Genomic DNA, 17032 nt, shown 5'->3' with positions numbered 1-17032 from the left:
TCGATCATTTTGTCTGGAATATAAAGGTTTTTTAATCGTTTTCGTGGAAAAAGAGACATATGTCCTACATAATGTATGGGGAATGTGCAACTGTGAAATCAAGATTCGGAATCGTTGTTCTCCAACAATACGATATCTTCGCCCCGTTGTTGCCTGAGAGCAATATTGTCCCTCCCCCAAGCACACATGACATCCACGATGGTGTTGGCGGTAACGCCATATTCTGTAAGTCCATATTCTACTTTGGGAGGCATCTGTTGGTAGACATGTCTGGTGACAAGGCCGTCCCGCTCCAGCTCGCGCAATTGTTGAATTAACACTTGTTCCGGGATTTTTGAAGTTAAAAGGTGAATCTCTTCATAAAAAATGTACTGAAAAAGACCTGGCTCCACACATAGTGAAGTCCAGGTCCTGATCAATAAGTGAAAAATTAATAACCGAATAAAACTACATTTATTCTACGCGGAAATAATCGAAATCTGCATATCCTCCGGTAGACTTCGTTGCATAATTGAATAGTGCAAACCGGTATCCCATAAAGTGTGGCAGGGTGTAAGACATTTGAAGTGTATTGCCAATGGTTGTCCAGTTGCTGCCATTCAGGCTATAAGCAAAGTAGGCTTTGTCGGTTTGGTTCGTAAAATCACAGATGACGCGTAGATAGATTCTGTTCTGGTTTAATGGCACAGTTGCTACTTCAGTCATGGTGCCGGAACTGGCATTAGCCATAACGATGGATTTGGTGCTGCCCGTCATTTTTACGCCGACAAAACCATATTTGGCCTGAAAAGCAGCGAGTCCAGCATAATCACCATCCTTCATGCCGGCTGTATCCAAAGCGGTCATCCCTGTGCTTTTTGGACCAAAGGTTCGTTGTGTCAGCGTGTTGCGGGCTTCTAACAGGTTCTTGCTGATTTTGCCTGCGGTTAACCGCATGAAACCGGGCCGCTGGAGCAGGGACCAGTTGGCAGCATCAGGGTTATGATTCCACTGCCAGAAAGTAGCGAGACTGGATGTACCGGAAGATGAATTGCTCGTCAGGGAGACGTCATCTACATAAAACGCCATCAAATCATTGGTCGGGTCCGGATTCGAGTTATACGGTGTTTCCACAAAAATAAAGCTTTGGGACAGGTCTGCATTTGACGGAACGGTATACGTACCTTGAATGGTACCCCACTGTCCGCGAGTTAACGTCGCACTGCCCATAATGGTAATTCCGGTGTAACTTGCACCGTTCTGGATGCTAAGATTGAACGTTTTGGTTGCAGGACCAGTAGTGTATTTGATCTTTGCCGAAAAAGAGTATGTTCCTCCCGGTACCAGCTTGCCTGTAACCATCTGTTTGGCTCCGCCTGCTGTCTGCTGTCTGCCGCTGACGAGCAGACTTTTTGTACCGCTGAATGCTTCGGCATTCGTTAAGTTGATGGTTGCCGTATTGTTGCTGGTCCACGGCTGAATGCTGCTTTCCTCAAAGCCGCCGTTCACTAACAGTTGCGTTACTGAGGGTGTGCCTGATGTGGTTGCGTTGAACTCATCGGACCCGTAGATTTTGGCAGCAGGCTGACCTTCAACGGGCATATTCATGTTAAGGGGAACCTTGCCGTTCACCCCAAACACAGGCCAGTTATCAGACCACGTCACAGGAACGAGATAGGGGATGCGTCCAATGGCCCCGCTATCACGAAACAGCAAGCCGTACCAAGCGCCGGATGCGGTATCCACGATGCCTCCTTGGGCGATTCCCGAGTCTCTGAGTACAACTTTACCTGTGTATGGACCTGTCAATGTGTTTGCACGATAGGCAAGCTGAATGCGACCATCACCCGAAGGCCAGGCAATCAGGAATACATAGTACATACCATTGATCTTCTGAATGTGTGCTCCTTCTGCCTTTACAATCATGTTGGAGCCGGCCACACTGCTTGCGTTTGGAATCAGGACCTGATTGAGCCCGCCGGATTTGACGGCTTTGGCATCAGGTGTCAGCTCAACGATACTGATGTTATCACTGCCATGAACAAGAAAGGTTCGATTCCCGTCAAACAAAAGGGAGGGGTCATGGTAATAACTGTTCAATGTGTAAGGTGTCCATGGCCCTGTTTCAATATTGCTGGTTTGGTAAATATACGTCTTGCCCGTAGAAAGCGAGCCAAAGGCCACATAATATATACCGTTGTTGTACCGCAAGCTGCTCGCCCAGGAACCACGCCCATACTCGTTTTGTCCATTGTTCAGATTCTGTATATCCCCGTTTCCAAGCGTATCGTATACATAGTTTACGATGCTCCAGTTGACCAGATCATAAGACTTCATGACCGGGACTCCCGGATTCATATGCATCGTTGTGCTTGTCATATAAAATGCATTGCCTACCCGAATGACGTCACTGTCAGGAACATCCGCGTAAATAACCGGATTGCTGAACGTTGCGGCTGAAGCTGCCGGACTTGTCAAAGGGAATGATGTTATAAGCAAAGGAAGAGCGAGTAGAAGAGCACTGATTTTTTTCCACATATTCTATCCTCCCAATTGATCATGTCCTATGAATTAAAGCGAGTACTCCAGATAATCAATGTAAGCATCCCAAGTGCCATTATCCGTTGTTACGACCAGCTTGATTTCCTGATTGCCTGTACCGTGAGTGATGCCGGTGAGGGTTTGAACGGTCGGCTCCGTTCCCGTGAAGTAGAAAGAACCAGCGGTTACACCCCCGATGACCAGATCAACACGAGCTGTATTATTGTTGTTGGAAGCGCCGCGGACGGAGAATTGATGGGTTGGGAATGCAAAATATTGATTGTATGCTGCATAATCATTGTTCCCATAAAGAGCGACTCCATTAAAAGGGGAACTGATTACGCCAGCGTATTGGCCGCCAAGCGTCATATTCTCGGCTTCGTAACGCGTAACGTTTGGATTGGGATTAGGATTTGGGTTTGGGTTAGGGTTGCCGCCCGAACCAGATGTGAACTGCCAGTAGTCCAGTTTGAACAGATTTCCATTGCCCGAGCCTGTAAACACCAGATACAAACGATGTACCCCTGTAGCATTGCTAACATTGGTCTCCATCTCGCGCCAAGTTTGCGAACCGCCAGTTGAACTTACGTTAAGTGTTCCAACTAGTGGGCCTGTCGGACTGTCCAGTCGAACCTCGATGTTGCCATTTCCGGTAGAAGCGACATTGGCCTTGAACTTGGAGGCTCCAGCTGAGCCAAAATCAACATTGCCGACCGCGATCCAATCCCCGTTATGAATATTAGTGACATTCTGATTGGCTACAGGTCCACCGCTCGCTTGACTCGGTTCAGTGTTAATTCCTGCTTGCCAGCCAATGGTTTCGGCTTCCACGCGGACATACGGGTTGAGGTTAGTGGTCTGAGGTACACCTGTCATATTCCCCTGAACTTCCTGGATTGTTCCATCCGCATTATGTGTCAGTTTGTTGATATGTGTGGAACGGTACCCTTTACCATCACCGAGGAATGCCTTGCTTACCGTTTGCGCATGGTACGCCACATACCATTCGTTGTTGAATTGGAACACGGCATGGTGGTTATTGCCGCCTACACCGAAGAACGTGCCGGGATTTTTCAGAAAGTGTCCTTTATACGTGAAAGGCCCCATCGGGCTGTCGCTGACCATGTATCCGATCTCACCTTTTGGATATGCAGTGGGGTGTGTTCCCGCGAAGTTGATGCAGTAGGAGTAATAATATTTGCCGTTATACTTGTGGATGCCAGAATCTTCGAACATATAAGGAGAATCAATAGTCACAGCACTGCCCACCACACTGGTCATGTCGGCACCGAGACGAATGACCCGAGCTGTTTTGGGATTGGCAATGGAAGCAGCATTGGTATCGTTCGGGATGCCGCCTCCAGCATACAAGTAAGCAGAGCCATCATCATCGACAAGTACAGCCGGATCAAAGAGCCAGGTTACGCCGGACATACCCGGTGTACCGTGAGTCAGGAGGGCACGACCAATTGGATCGGACCACGGTCCAATGGGGGAATCAGCCGTGAGTACGCCAATACCTCCACCCGAGTTGGCAAAGTACAGGAAAAACTTTTCTTTGCCAGCAATGGTTTTCTTCGCCATGGCAGGAGCCCAGGACTGAGTAGCCCATTTGGCAATTCCTTGTCCATTATTGGCATTATTCGCACCCGCTACCGGGATGGAACCATGGTCTGTCCAGTTCACCATGTCAGCTGAGGAGATGACGTTAATTTTCCCAATCGTGCTGTACTGGTTCTCTCGGACAGAGCCGTCACTGTTGTACAGATATGCATCACCTGTCATGTAGACATAGACCCGATTGTTATGGACGAACACATAAGGATCGGCTCCCAGTTTATGATCGATGAGGGGATTAGAGTTTCCAGGAAGTTTGGCAACGGCTGCATTGGCTGCATGGCTTGATTCCACGGGCAGGGTGACAAAGATTAACAGACACGACAACAACAAAACTAGCGGTTTACGAATCATACGTTTCGCCTCCATGAGATTGGATTAGTTGGTGAGCTGAAATTCAGAATAACTGAGATGATGAAATGCCGAAAAAACGAAAAGATTTTCCTCATGTCACCCCCTTCTTGAAATAATGGTTAGGTTGGCTATTAGGTTAAGTCTTCATGTTGTCATATATGGTTTAAGCCAGACAACCTGTGCACCGGGTATGTGGTCACGGCAGCAAGAGGAGTGGCTATAACCCGAAGTAAGCCTGTATCTGGGGGTGCGATTAGAAAAGCTATAATCTGTCAGGTTTCTTTTTGTAATCGCTTTCAATAAAATGGGTTAGGACACTGAAATTTGGCGAAGAAAGAGATTTGGTCACGTTTAAATGTAATTATCTTTCATATTTTCATTTAAATGTTTATTAACTTGACGATATCATATCACAATTTTAAGATAATACAATCTTTTTCTATTTTTTAGTAGAGGATGAAGAGAATGATTATTCTATGTGTTTAACATTGGGCTTGATGGTAAAATACGATCTCGTATTCTATAAAACTACACTTTCAAGCATAGCTTTACACGGCCAACAATTAGATACGAGAAAAAGACGTCTTAAGCTGTGACCGTTTCCCTGGAATCTAACGGGGGAACGGTTATTTTCGTTTTTTTCTGGAATCGATCCTGGTTATATAACAAAATCTACTCTTACTTGCTGACCAACTTTGACATTGCATAATTTCTTCTCTTTGTTGTACATATTCCAGTTTTTGTATAGCTAAAGCCCTGAGCGTAGAAGGTTGTTAAGTGATAATGGTGGGGTGCCCCCTGTGTTTTGTCCACACCGTTGATTGAGTGTTTGAATATTACTATCTAGTGAGCTTATGCCAAATACTGCTAGAGTCAGAGGTTCATAAAGGTGGGATGGGAAAAATGGCTATTTTGTCAACTGGGCCGATTGAAAACAATCCGGTTTCCGGGGTTAGACCGACCCAACAGGTAACGATTAGATTGGTAAGTCGGGCTGAGGTGGACTCTGTAACAGTATCCATTCAGGGGTATGTGCTAAGCACAACAAGAACGCTGTATGTGAGTGAAGTAATCAGTATTGCTCCTAATGAAGCAGTGACCAGAACTTATTTTGCAGATTTAGCTGCTTTTGAGTTTGTTTTTGGAACAGACGTGGAAGGTGTGGAGGAAGTAGGGATTTCAGTGTGGGGCAAACAAGCCTCTGGGCAATTGGTAGATGCACACCGGGTGGTGGAGCACGAAAAAACAGTTAATGACATCTAGGAGATCAGAAATCCCCAAAAGAGGAGATGTAGCGATGAGCTTTTTATCAACAGGGCCAATAGAAAATAATGCTGTTAGCGGTGTAAGGCCGACTCAGACAGTTACAGTCAAAATTGATAACCGTAGTGATGTGAGTACCTCAACCATACAAATACAAGGGTATTACATGAGTGGTGGAATGAGGGTTCTGTATGTCAGTGAGTCTTTTGACATCGCACCTAATCAAATAGTAACCAACAACTATTTTGCCAATTTAGATGCCTTCGAGTTTACTTTTACAACAACAGCGACGGTTAATGATCCTGTTCAAGTGTCCGTATGGGGTAAGAGCAGCACAGGCGCATTGGTAACAGCCCATCGTTTGGTTTCTTCCGAATTGCTGGGTGAAACCCCAAGCATCAACGGAGCTACAGGCGCAACCGGGGCTACGGGGGCGACAGGCACACCAGGGACAGCTGGAGTGACAGGTGCAACAGGAGCACAAGGCACAGCAGGTACAACGGGAGTAACCGGAGCAACAGGCACAGCAGGTACAACGGGAGTAACCGGAGCGACAGGCGCATCAGGTACAACCGGAGTAACAGGAGCGACAGGCACAGCAGGTACAACCGGAGTAACAGGAGCGACAGGCACAGCAGGTACAACCGGAGTAACAGGAGCGACAGGCACAGCAGGTACAACGGGTGTAACCGGAGCGACAGGCGCATCAGGTACAACCGGAGTAACAGGAGCGACAGGCACAGCAGGTACAACTGGAGTAACGGGAGCGACAGGCACGCCAGGTACAACGGGTGTAACAGGTGCGACAGGCGCAGCAGGTACAACCGGAGTAACGGGAGCGACAGGCACAGCAGGTACAACAGGAGCAACAGGAGAAACAGGCGCACCAGGTACAACGGGAGCAACCGGAGCAACAGGCACAGCAGGTACAACCGGAGTAACGGGAGCAACAGGCACAGCAGGTACAACGGGAGTAACCGGAGCAACAGGCACAGCGGGGACAACGGGTGTAACCGGAGCGACAGGCACGGCAGGTACAACCGGGGCTACGGGTGCGAGTGGTTCTGGAACAATTATTCCTTATGCATCAGGGCTTCCCGTTGTGTTGACTACAGTTTTGGGTGGACTTTTGAATACTTCCAGTTTAGTTGGTTTTGGTAACAGTTCTACCGGAGTAAGTGTTAACGGAGGAATTATTGATCTCACAGGCGCTGCAGGCACATTGCTTAACTTTGCTTTCTCAGCATCGCGTGCAGGAACGATTACTTCACTGGCCGCTTATTTCAGCACAACAGCCGGACTTAGTTTGGTTGGATCTACAGTAACCTTAACTGCACAATTATTCCGATCCACTACACCTAATAACTCCTTTACAGCTGTACCGGGTGCATTGGTAACATTAGCTCCTCCACTGACCGGCATTTTGGCACTGGGCACAATATCCAGCGGGGTGACTACAGGACTGAGTATTCCGGTATCTGCCGGTGACCGCCTGCTTATGGTATTCTCAGCATCAGTAACAGCCGGAATTGATGTGGCTACAACGGTAGCGGGATATGCAAGTGGCGGCCTTACCATCACTTAACGGAAAATGGGCTATATAACAAGTTTAAAGACAGGGACTCTTGCCAACAGGGTGAGAGGTCCCTGTTTATGTGTGTGCTTTTGTTTTCAAACTCTCTTCAAATGAAAGATAAGGACTATACAAAAACATAAAAAGACGAGGATTGCTCCTCGCCTCGTACATACCGTGGCCTAATCAATTTCACTCTGTTTTGGTTAGGCTGTCTACGACAAATTTAAGTTGGGCTTCCAACGAAATTGGGTCACTAAACACGAAGCCACGGCTTTCCTCGCGATAAACGTGATTATTCTGGACAGCAGGGAGGTTATCCCAGATAGGACCTTCAAAAACGGAATCTCCACTCTCATCACCTGTCCATCCACTTACAAAGATATAATCTCCTGCATATTGTGGTAACAATTCAAGTGATAACTTGGCCCAACCTTTGCCGCTATCGATGGCTTCCTTCTGAATGATCGGCGGTGCCTTCAGGTCAAACTCGCCATAAATAATATCTCCACCTCTACCAAAGCTCCCGTAAGCATAAAATTCTTTGGCACTTCCCGTATCAAAAATCGAAACCGTGCGATCACCTACCGCTTGCTCCACGAGTGGTTTATATTCAGCAATTTTAGCGTCCCACTCTGTGATCCAGGCCTTCGCTTGCTCTTCTCTACCAGTCATCTTGCCAAAATCCATCAATTGCTCCCGTAGAGGTATTCCATATTCAACAGCGACGGTCGGCGCAATTTTGGACAGCTTTTCGATCGTTTCAGGGTCATTCCAAACGACAATTAAATCCGGCTGCAACTCCATGATTTTCTCGTAGGGTACATCGTTACCGATGTTGACAACGTCATCGAGTTTTCCTTCTGTATAACTGTTAAAGGACTCATCACCAGTTCCAACAGGCTTAAGGCCAAGAGCTAGCAAATGACCGGTAAAGGCTCCTGCAACCATTACGACCCTTTGAGGTTTTTTGGGGATTTGTACTTCACCGTTAACCGCAGAATAGGTTACCATCTCCGAGCCGGTTGTGGTGTTACTGATATTACTCTCTGCACCTACAGTTGGACTTTGCGTACTGCCAGTGCTTCCATTCGTGTTTGCTGGCCTGGAACATGCGCTAACCAATAGAGTTAGGCACAACAGGAGGGTAATTCCTACAGGTAGTTTGCTTCTATACATCCGTAAATCTCCTTTTTCGCTATGTTGATAATGATTATCATCTCTGATATCAATATAACGACGGAGTTTACGCGGAGCAATGGATGATCGAAGCCTAAGGATAGGACGATAAGAACCTTTTGTCACTTGTCCGGACTCATCCTTGAATTGCTTTGGTGTGACTCCCGTATGTTTTTTGAACATTCTTATAAAATAGGATACATCAGCATATCCGACGCTTGCAGCGACTTCTTGCAGAGATAACTCGGTCTTTTGCAGCAGCGTTACTGCTTTGTTCATCCTAATACCGATTAAGTAATCGATTAGACTTGCGCCAGTTTCACGTCGGAAGTACTTGGACAGATAAGGGACGCTGTAATGGAATGTATGAGCGAGGGTTTCCCGCGTCAGCGGCTTAGCGTAGTGCTCCTGCATATAGCGAATAAGCTGAGAAGCAAGGTTAGGCCTAACAATGCTTACCTGCTGTTGATCCATTTGTCTGAGCAATTCATATACAAATTGATAGAATAGTGTTTTGGTATGGAGTCGCTCCAAGCGTCCCGGTTTATTCCACTCGCCCAGCATTCGCTCAGTGATTTCGTAGAGGATGGCAGGATGATATGGAATAAAACCGTACTGGAGGTGGAATGGCAATGGTTGATCCGGTTGTTGAAGTGTATGCTGCTTGCCAGATAGCGCTAAGGAGGCTTTGTAGAAAATTAGGTAATAATGAAAGGATTCGTCCGTTGGGATGATGTCCAGACGGGTGTTTTTGCCCCCATGAAGCATATAAAATGGTTTGGTAGCATGCTCATTTCCGTCTAAGATCACGGTTGCATTGCCATTCGTTACGTACAGAAAGGCGCTGGCAGGGAACAGGTAAGGACGTACGCACTCGTCGGCTTGTATGACAATATGTCGTACATCCATGATTTTGAGCGATGCACAATTCCAGATGAGTATGTGTTCTTGTACATTCAAGGTTGCTTTCAATAGAGAGTTGTCTTCCTTCCATGAGCTGTTGAAGCCAGCCTTTTATGTGGTGAGGTTATTATATAATAATATTAGTGGCTTTTTGTCACTTTCCAAAACGTTCCCCGTTTCCTTTATAGTCTTCCAAAGGCTATGATCAATGCCAGAACTATAAAGAAGATATTAACGCCGAGCTCCCGGTACTCTTTACGCCAAACATGAAACAGCATCCCGAACAGGGTGACCGTAGCCAAAGCGATTGCGGCGATGGGTGTAAGCACCGGAGTGATGTTCAGTGCCCAAGGCAAAAGAAGGCCAAGCGCTCCGAGTAGCTCCGCGATTCCAATCAAAATAACTAGACTTTTTGGCACATCATTGACCCAGGCCCAGGTCTTTTTTGACGACTCGATACGAATGGTTTTCATCCATCCTGAATATATGAAACCTAGCGCCAATATAAGTTGTACGATCCATAACGTTACATTCATCTTTTCTTATCCCCTCACTTGCTCGATTTTAATATCTGCCTCTATACTAAAGTGAGAAGGCCCAATCTGGAAGTAGGCACTTAAACCTAACCAGGTAACCAAAAGTATACCCGGGTATGGTGAGAAAGTGAGGAATAAGAATGACGGTATATTGCAAATTCGGAACGGCCTTGGATATCCTTACGGGTAAATGGAAATCTTTGATTCTTCTACGACTGCTGAGCAACGGTACAATGCGGTTCAGCGAATTACAAAAAGCCATTCCAGATATTTCAAAAAAAATGCTGACCCAGCAGTTAAAAGAACTGGAGTATCACGATATTGTACATCGCGAAGTATATGCTCAAATTCCCCCTAAGGTCGAATACTCGATTACGGAGTACGGACAGCTCATGAAACCTGTGCTCCAGACAATGAGCGACTGGGGAGCCGGCCATATGCAGCATATGGAGAAGCTGTACAGCGAAGAAGACGAAAAAGGAGCACACCCATCCGAACCACGGAGAATCGATTCCTTGGGGGGATAGGGTGACAAGGGAGAGTTAGTTTTGAATAAACAAAAAATTGTGATCATTGGTGCAGGGATTGTTGGGGCGTGTATGGCCTATCATCTAGCCAAACGAAATCAAGATGTAACTGTTATTGAACGCCACTCAGCCGCGGCGCGTGAAGTCACGGAAAAATCATTTGCCTGGATACATACGACGCATAGAGTGGCTCCTGAATACTGGCATTTGTACGATGCAGCTGTGGAAGAGTATCACACACTTCAGCAAGAGTTGTCCGAACTGAAAATTCATTGGCATGGCGCGCTAACTTGGGACACTCCGCCTCTAAGGGAGCAACACTTTCAAAAATTAAACCGGGAGCAGCTTGAGGCATTGGAGCCCAATCTGAAGGAATATCCGGATGAAGCCATGTTTGTCAGCGAAGAAGGTGCGGTGGACCCTATAGCGGTAACGGAGCTGTTGTTGAGCAAAGCGCAAGAGTACGGAGCAAAGATTCAGTTCGACACCAACGTTACACAGCTGAAGCAAGAGGGTTCCCGTCTGGTTGGTGTTCATACATCCAAGGGTTTTGTGGAGTCGGATGTTGTGGTATTGGCCGCAGGAACAGGTACACCCGAACTTTGTAACCCGTTAGGTTGTCACGTGCCAATAACTTCGTCACCTTCGATTCTGATTCGGATGAAAACTGCTAATAAACGGATACACACAATAATCTCCAATGCGCAATTTGAGGCGCGTCAACTGACAGATTATACGCTGCTGGCTGCGGAAGATTATATCGACGAGTCGGAGGAAAACGGACCACAGGCGGTCGGTAAGCGAGCTTACGACACATTGCGTCGCAGTCTCAAGCACGGTAATCAATTGGAACTGGAGAGCATAAAGGTTGGATGGAGACCCATGCCTGAAGACGGTTATCCGATTGTGGGCTTCCATGATCACATGAATGGACTTTATCTGACGGTAATGCATTCTGCAATTACGCTGGCGCCGCTGATTGCGCATCTGGCTGCAAGTGAAATTATTGATGGCAAATCAAGAAATGAATTAGACCCTTGTCGCCTCTCACGGTTTTAGAATCACCACACAACGAAAAGTACATCGCTCAAGTGACGATGTACTTTTCGTTGTGTATATTTGTTGGAGTCTTCTATACTTCCCCAGTGGCCACCGGATTCTCCTCATAACTGTATTCGCAGCCACTGGCGAATGGCAATTCCATGCTAGCTTTTCATCTACCTGTGTGAATCTCGCTAGCGGATTTGGCACCTTGACTTTCAAGCCACGGGATCAGTTCGGATGAAAAATTGCGTTTTGCTGTGTCCAGCGGAGTCATTCCATCCCAGCTGGCTGTCCAGTTCAGTTCGGCGCCTTGGTCAAGCAGGTACTCGGCTGTTTCTCTTTGACCTCCATGGCAAGCACACCAGAAGGCAACGGTTACTGCATCGGGAGGAGAAGGGGAGGTGCTTGTTCCCCAAGGATAACGTTCCGGGAGTTGGGCTCCTTTAAAATGTTCTTGTATGGCGTGAATATCTCCAAGGGCAGCCGCATGCCAAAGGGCAAAGATCGCGCCGCGCTCAACCAAGCGTCGTGCTGCATTCCATTGTGCAAAAGCAATAGCATCGTCCAGCGGCGTGCCACCGGCGATCACCGCGCCAGGCGTTTCAATGTCTGCGCCAGCATCAAGAAGGGCATCAAGCACTTGAACATCATTGGAGCTTGCAGCCCAATGCAAAGGTGTCTCGATGTTTGGACCGACAAAAGGAGCGTTCACTTCCGCACCAAACTTGGTCAATACTCGCACGGCATCCGCTCCATTAGGGAAGTGCCCCGGCCAATCCGTCACCACGTGCAGCAACGTTCGAGAGATATTAGAGTCGGCATCTACGTTGTCAGGCTTTCTTTCCAATATTCTTATCTTTGCCAATCCCGGATTCTCTGCCAGCAGTTGCTCTAACGTTGGAATATCTCCAGTGTGAATGGCTTGAATAACGCTCACTGCAAGTTTTTCATCTTCGTGAATAAACTCCATGCTCCAAATCTCCTTCCAGGCTTATATCCATATTCATGAAAGCATCTGAACTGCACATCTGGCATGATACTCCGCGAGCCCCCTAGCGAATTGCTGATCGGGGAATTGTCTATGAAGCAGTTTCAATCCTCCTGATATCAAGGACAAGTGATGGCAAAATCGATAAAATGTCATCCGCTCTTGGTCGAGATCGTTATTTTTTACGTAATGATAAAAATCTCCAAATCGAAACTCCAGAAAGCTATGCTCATGTTCGAGATCGAAGAATCCTGCGCCCTCAATATCAATAAGGCATGGTTGCATAACATGATCTATCCATATATGATCCGGACCTAACTCTCCATGAATGAAACTATAGAGATCTCTAGGTTGAATTGCTGCTTCCAATTCGTAAAGTTTCTCAAGCAACCTTTTGTCATTATTCCTTATATCTGTCATGTGTTTGGATGCATAGGATAAGGCTGTTTCGGCATCCAACCGTTGAACTTGGTAGCAAGGCCCAGCCTTTTTACTGTTATCGTTGGCGTTTCCATAAACGTTTCTTTGGATGTTATGCATATTAGACAACATATCCCTGATCCGTTGAAACAACTCATCTCGATCTTTGTGATTTTTATGCTGGAAATACGCTTCGGCTTTCTGTCCATCCACATACTCAACAAGAGCAAAATCATAAGAGTGCCGGTCTCTATCGTTATTTAGATCATACAAGATTGGTGTTCGAATTCCATGTTGAGCGAGAAAGCGAGTATTCAAAGAGAAAAGTTCGCTGCCATAGGAACTGTGGAAAGTGGGTTCATTCAAGATCTCTTCCTGAAAATAGTTGCTGGAAATATCCCAAACGTACAGCATACAAGTGAAACCATTCGTGCAGTCAATTTTGTAAATGACTTTTTGTGCGCCTCCATGTATTCTTGCGCTCTGCGTTATGAGGTAACTGGCACCAAATACATGTTGCACATAATCCTGTAATTCTTCACGAGTAAGATGGTTGTTGGACATCATCGACTTAAGCTCCGTTTCAACTGTATTTTGCCGGCCAGCAACCTAAATATATAGAATATTTTCCCGAAAATATAGACTGTTTCTTTTTGATCTGTTAAAGTGTTGATTAAGGTCTGTATATTCATATGTATATTAAAGAAAGGGGTCGGGTACTCACGTTAGTGGGTGATCCGGCCCCTATTTTGCATGCAAGTTGACTCTCTATTGACTAATATATGACCAATGATTTTAAGGAGCTGGAAAGCCATCTTACATTTCAATGAACATCTTTTATTATGGAACAAGGCATCTATTAAAATAATGGATATTCGCCATATAACTATGCAAATGAAGGAGGGACTTCACTCCTATCGATTCCCCCTCGTTTCAAGCGTTAACGAATCTAGCACATCTTAAATGGTGGATTATGAAAGACTACAAGGTTTAACGAACCTCAGTAACGCTATTCCGTCATAAAACGGTGTCAACACCTTGAAAATGGACCGAACTGACGAAATAACGTCTCTGGGATTCGTTAGAATTTAAACTTGTGTTAATGAGAGCAAATAGCGTGTGCTAGATTCATTAAAACAATATAACCCTAACGAAGGTCCGCATCGTTCGATGTGGGCCTCTATGTAGTCTATAAAAATGAAAAAGTACACCAACAAAAGATAAATCTAACTTGTCATGGTGTTTTATTTATCGCTATTTGACCCGTATAATTGATTAAAATGCACTTCATTCGGAAGGGGACATCATTCTTTGAACTATTATTTTCTGGAATCTCAATATCCACGTAGAGGGTTTATTAGTGGCGGAACAACTTTCACTCCCCAATTAGATATGAATTATTTGGCGATAGAGAATCCGTTGCCTGAGGGGACAACGGCAGAGGTTGAGCTACTGTCTACGGTACGCAACCTGAACGTAGATTATTTTGAGACGATCACAGGAACGAGACACGTATCAGATCGTTTTAAAACGCTGTTGGAGGAAACGAAAACAAATACACAGTTTATTCCGACAACGGTGTGTTACCACGACGGTCGTGCGGTTGAAAAAACCTATTGGACTGCACATCAGCTCGATCGTTTGGATGTTTTTGATTATGAACGTTCGGAATATGGGCGCAAAGCGGTCATTGCTGCATCTGTACAACAACCTCCACGTAAGATCGTCAAAGTTGTATCTCGAATCTGCCTTCATGAAGAGCGAATTGGCAAGCATGAATTTTTTATGCTGGATTATATAAATATCTTCAAACCCATTGTTTCAAAAGATTTTTACGAAGTATGCCGAAAACATAAGCTGAATCTAAACGTTACAGAAGTCGGAGATGTAAGCACCTAAAATGTATGGATATAATGGAAGCACAAAGAAGCCCACGCAAAACGTGGGCTCTTTAGTCTTTATTTTTCCCCGGTAGCCACCGGACTTTCTTGTGTATTTTGCTTGGCGCGGGTCAGCTGACTTAGCTCTCTGATCTATGCATCAAGTTTTCCTTTAACGTATAATCCAATTGATATAGTCTTGTATCATTTCTTTGCTTCGTGTTCTATTTATCTTATCCGGCTCTAGATACAAATTGAGAGCCATCCCATTCATAAAGGCATACAGTTTTTCTTGTTCCTTCTCTTCATCGGTTGTACGCAGAAGACCTTCATTTTTCAAGTACATGATGCAGTTCTTGATTGCGTTTTGCAGGTCCTCATAATTGGCGTCGAACCCTTTTTGCGTTTTTCCATAGCTTACAAATGCAAACCAAACCTCCATTTCCAATAATGTTTGTTCATCCGTCGGGACTAGTTCGAGCAAGTATTCAACAATTCTTTCTTGAGGCGCCAGTTCTCTTGCATTCAGATTTTTTATTCGAGTAAGTACCTTTTCCTTAACTAACTCAATTGCAAACGCTAATAGACTCTCTTGTTTTGAAAAGTAATGTCTTAAAGCGCCTTGTGATAATCCGGCCTCCTTCGCAATCGTTCTTGACGTTGCATGATGAATGCCTTTCTCACTAATGATTTTCCAAGTAGCTTCAGCGATAATATTCTTCATCTTCTCATGGTCCACGATTTTTGGCATACACACAGAATATCATATTATTTAACTCAACTGAAATAAATAGACGATGAAGAAGGGATGTGCTAGAATTTATTTAACTCAACTGAATTAAAAAAGAATGGGGCAAACGTAACATGCCACTCAAAGGAGTGCAATTGGAATGAATCAGCAATTCAAAGTAATGCTTCCAGCATGGGGAAAGGCAATCGGCTTATTATGTATGATCATTATATTTGCTGCTGTATTGTGGTTAGTGTGGACCGGAAATTTGAATATAAGGTACACGGCTGATCATGAGGAAGTGATTCCAATATGGCATAGTATGTTACCGGCATTCCTTGGTATTTTTCTAATCCATATGATTCCTTATCAAAGTCATGATTCCTCAATTTTCCAACAAATGGAGAAACATCACTTGGTCGTTCAATCGATTGTATTATTGCTGTCAGGCGTTTTATTTACGGTTTCTCTGATAACGATAGACCAGCAAGGATTACATTTCCAGCTATATTATTTGGCGTTCAAGTTAACGACATTAATGTTCACTCCGTTGATTTTATTTCTGATTTATCGCAAAATGGCTGGCGGGCATCAAGACATTATCTCGGTAAAACCTCGCACTCGCAGACACGTCATCGTACCACTAATCGTTATTTTGGTCTGGGGTTATCTAAAGTTCTATTCTCCAATTGCACAACCAGAAGGAGAAATCGTAGCAACCGATATGACAGAATTACTTCTCTTGGTGTTGATTGGTTTTATGATCAATAGCGTATTGGAGGAAGTTTTTTATCGGGTATGGCTACAAACCCGATTGGAGGCGTTGCTTGGAAGATGGCCCGCCATACTACTAGTTTCAATACTATGGTCCATTTGGCATGTTGCCATTCAAGGAAATGGTCAGTGGGATATTGATGTGGCAACAGTGATTGCAAATCATGGGGTTACGGGTCTGTTCCTTGGTTATTTATGGGCCCGCTATCGTAAAATATGGGTGATTATCTTGATTCATGGACTCATGAATGCTTCTCCTCATTTTCTTTTGCAGATCTTGTTTCATTGAGCGGGAAAAGATCTTGTTAGATCAGTCTTCGCGTGCAACGATGCCTCTATCTCTCCCGTATTCTCGGGTGACGCTCAGGCACTGAAAATACACCGCCCCAGGCATCAGCCTGCATGGCGGTGTATTTGTTTTTGAGATCCTGCAGACTTGTGCTCCGTACCTACTCTTCCCCGATAGCCACCGGATTCTCCTCATAACTAATCCACTAACTCAAACTTCCGGAATACAACTTCACATTTGAGTATCCCGCTTTTTCCAGTGCAATCACGTGCAGACAGGTGATTAAGCCTGAACCGGAGTGCAGTAGTTGGACCTATGTCAAAAAAGTAGACACTACGCTGCGGATTTGTCCGTAAATTTCATCGCAAAACGAGCAGGGGAAAGATACCCTAGCGCGCCATGCATTCGCTTGCGGTTGTAATAGAACTCAATGTA

General features: G+C 45.3%; 14 protein-coding genes. 6 read left to right on the top strand and 8 right to left on the bottom strand.

Annotation, left to right across the window (positions count from 1 at the left end; genetic code table 11):
- Positions 1 to 98: 98 nt before the first annotated feature.
- Genes CXK86_RS28965 through CXK86_RS28955 form a run of 3 tightly spaced genes read right to left on the bottom strand, consistent with a single transcriptional unit; the run spans position 99 to position 4491 of the window.
- On the bottom strand, positions 99 to 419 hold the full coding sequence (locus tag CXK86_RS28965; protein ID WP_257468248.1) for a winged helix-turn-helix transcriptional regulator: 321 nt from the start codon (positions 417 to 419) through the stop codon (positions 99 to 101).
- A gap of 34 nt (positions 420 to 453) precedes the next feature.
- On the bottom strand, positions 454 to 2517 hold the full coding sequence (locus CXK86_RS28960; RefSeq protein ID WP_101314982.1) for a beta-xylosidase family glycoside hydrolase: 2064 nt from the start codon (positions 2515 to 2517) through the stop codon (positions 454 to 456).
- Between the two features lie 33 nt (positions 2518 to 2550).
- The gene (locus CXK86_RS28955) at positions 2551 to 4491 is read right to left on the bottom strand and encodes a carbohydrate-binding protein (RefSeq protein WP_101314981.1); all 1941 of its coding nucleotides are present in this window, start codon (positions 4489 to 4491) and stop codon (positions 2551 to 2553) included.
- A 903-nt stretch (positions 4492 to 5394) separates the two neighbouring features.
- On the opposite strand from CXK86_RS28955, the gene CXK86_RS28950 reads away from it, so the two are divergent.
- Both CXK86_RS28950 and CXK86_RS28945 read left to right on the top strand, forming a co-directional pair.
- The gene (locus CXK86_RS28950) at positions 5395 to 5754 is read left to right on the top strand and encodes a hypothetical protein (RefSeq protein ID WP_036617491.1); all 360 of its coding nucleotides are present in this window, start codon (positions 5395 to 5397) and stop codon (positions 5752 to 5754) included.
- Between the two features lie 34 nt (positions 5755 to 5788).
- Complete coding sequence (locus CXK86_RS28945) at positions 5789 to 7339, top strand: exosporium glycoprotein BclB-related protein (protein WP_101314980.1); 1551 nt, start codon at positions 5789 to 5791, stop codon at positions 7337 to 7339.
- Positions 7340 to 7519: 180 nt separating this feature from the next.
- Here CXK86_RS28945 and CXK86_RS28940 read toward each other — a convergent pair whose 3' ends face one another.
- Both CXK86_RS28940 and CXK86_RS28935 read right to left on the bottom strand, forming a co-directional pair.
- Positions 7520 to 9415, bottom strand: coding sequence for an AraC family transcriptional regulator (locus CXK86_RS28940; protein ID WP_180361895.1), 1896 nt, complete (start codon positions 9413 to 9415; stop codon positions 7520 to 7522).
- A gap of 176 nt (positions 9416 to 9591) precedes the next feature.
- Positions 9592 to 9945 carry a DoxX family protein gene (locus CXK86_RS28935; RefSeq protein WP_101314978.1) on the bottom strand — a complete coding sequence of 118 codons (354 nt, stop codon included), beginning with the start codon at positions 9943 to 9945 and terminating at the stop codon, positions 9592 to 9594.
- A 140-nt stretch (positions 9946 to 10085) separates the two neighbouring features.
- On the opposite strand from CXK86_RS28935, the gene CXK86_RS28930 reads away from it, so the two are divergent.
- Both CXK86_RS28930 and CXK86_RS28925 read left to right on the top strand, forming a co-directional pair.
- Positions 10086 to 10472, top strand: coding sequence for a winged helix-turn-helix transcriptional regulator (locus tag CXK86_RS28930; RefSeq protein ID WP_100529012.1), 387 nt, complete (start codon positions 10086 to 10088; stop codon positions 10470 to 10472).
- 21 nt (positions 10473 to 10493) lie between these two features.
- Entirely contained in the window at positions 10494 to 11531 is a 1038-nt protein-coding gene (locus CXK86_RS28925; RefSeq protein ID WP_101314977.1) for an NAD(P)/FAD-dependent oxidoreductase, read from the top strand.
- A 154-nt stretch (positions 11532 to 11685) separates the two neighbouring features.
- Here CXK86_RS28925 and CXK86_RS28920 read toward each other — a convergent pair whose 3' ends face one another.
- Together CXK86_RS28920 and CXK86_RS28915 are read right to left on the bottom strand one after the other, a co-directional pair.
- On the bottom strand, positions 11686 to 12486 hold the full coding sequence (locus CXK86_RS28920) for an ankyrin repeat domain-containing protein (RefSeq protein WP_101314976.1): 801 nt from the start codon (positions 12484 to 12486) through the stop codon (positions 11686 to 11688).
- A gap of 33 nt (positions 12487 to 12519) precedes the next feature.
- Complete coding sequence (locus CXK86_RS28915) at positions 12520 to 13491, bottom strand: phosphotransferase (protein ID WP_101314975.1); 972 nt, start codon at positions 13489 to 13491, stop codon at positions 12520 to 12522.
- Between the two features lie 744 nt (positions 13492 to 14235).
- Here CXK86_RS28915 and CXK86_RS28910 point away from each other — a divergent pair.
- On the top strand, positions 14236 to 14823 hold the full coding sequence (locus tag CXK86_RS28910; RefSeq protein WP_101314974.1) for an imm11 family protein: 588 nt from the start codon (positions 14236 to 14238) through the stop codon (positions 14821 to 14823).
- A gap of 153 nt (positions 14824 to 14976) precedes the next feature.
- Here the strand turns inward: CXK86_RS28910 and CXK86_RS28905 are convergent, their stop codons facing one another.
- Entirely contained in the window at positions 14977 to 15555 is a 579-nt protein-coding gene (locus tag CXK86_RS28905) for a TetR/AcrR family transcriptional regulator (protein ID WP_036615266.1), read from the bottom strand.
- A gap of 139 nt (positions 15556 to 15694) precedes the next feature.
- Between CXK86_RS28905 and CXK86_RS28900 the strand changes: the two genes are divergently transcribed.
- Positions 15695 to 16597: a CPBP family intramembrane glutamic endopeptidase gene (locus tag CXK86_RS28900; RefSeq protein ID WP_257468247.1), complete on the top strand. Its 903-nt coding sequence runs from the start codon at positions 15695 to 15697 to the stop codon at positions 16595 to 16597.
- The last annotated feature ends 435 nt before the right edge of the window (positions 16598 to 17032 follow it).

The sequence above is a fragment of the Paenibacillus sp. BGI2013 genome, from assembly GCF_002843485.1.
GTDB classification, from domain to species: Bacteria; Bacillota; Bacilli; order Paenibacillales; family Paenibacillaceae; genus Paenibacillus; species Paenibacillus amylolyticus.
This window is presented reverse-complemented; position numbering and strand designations above follow the sequence as displayed.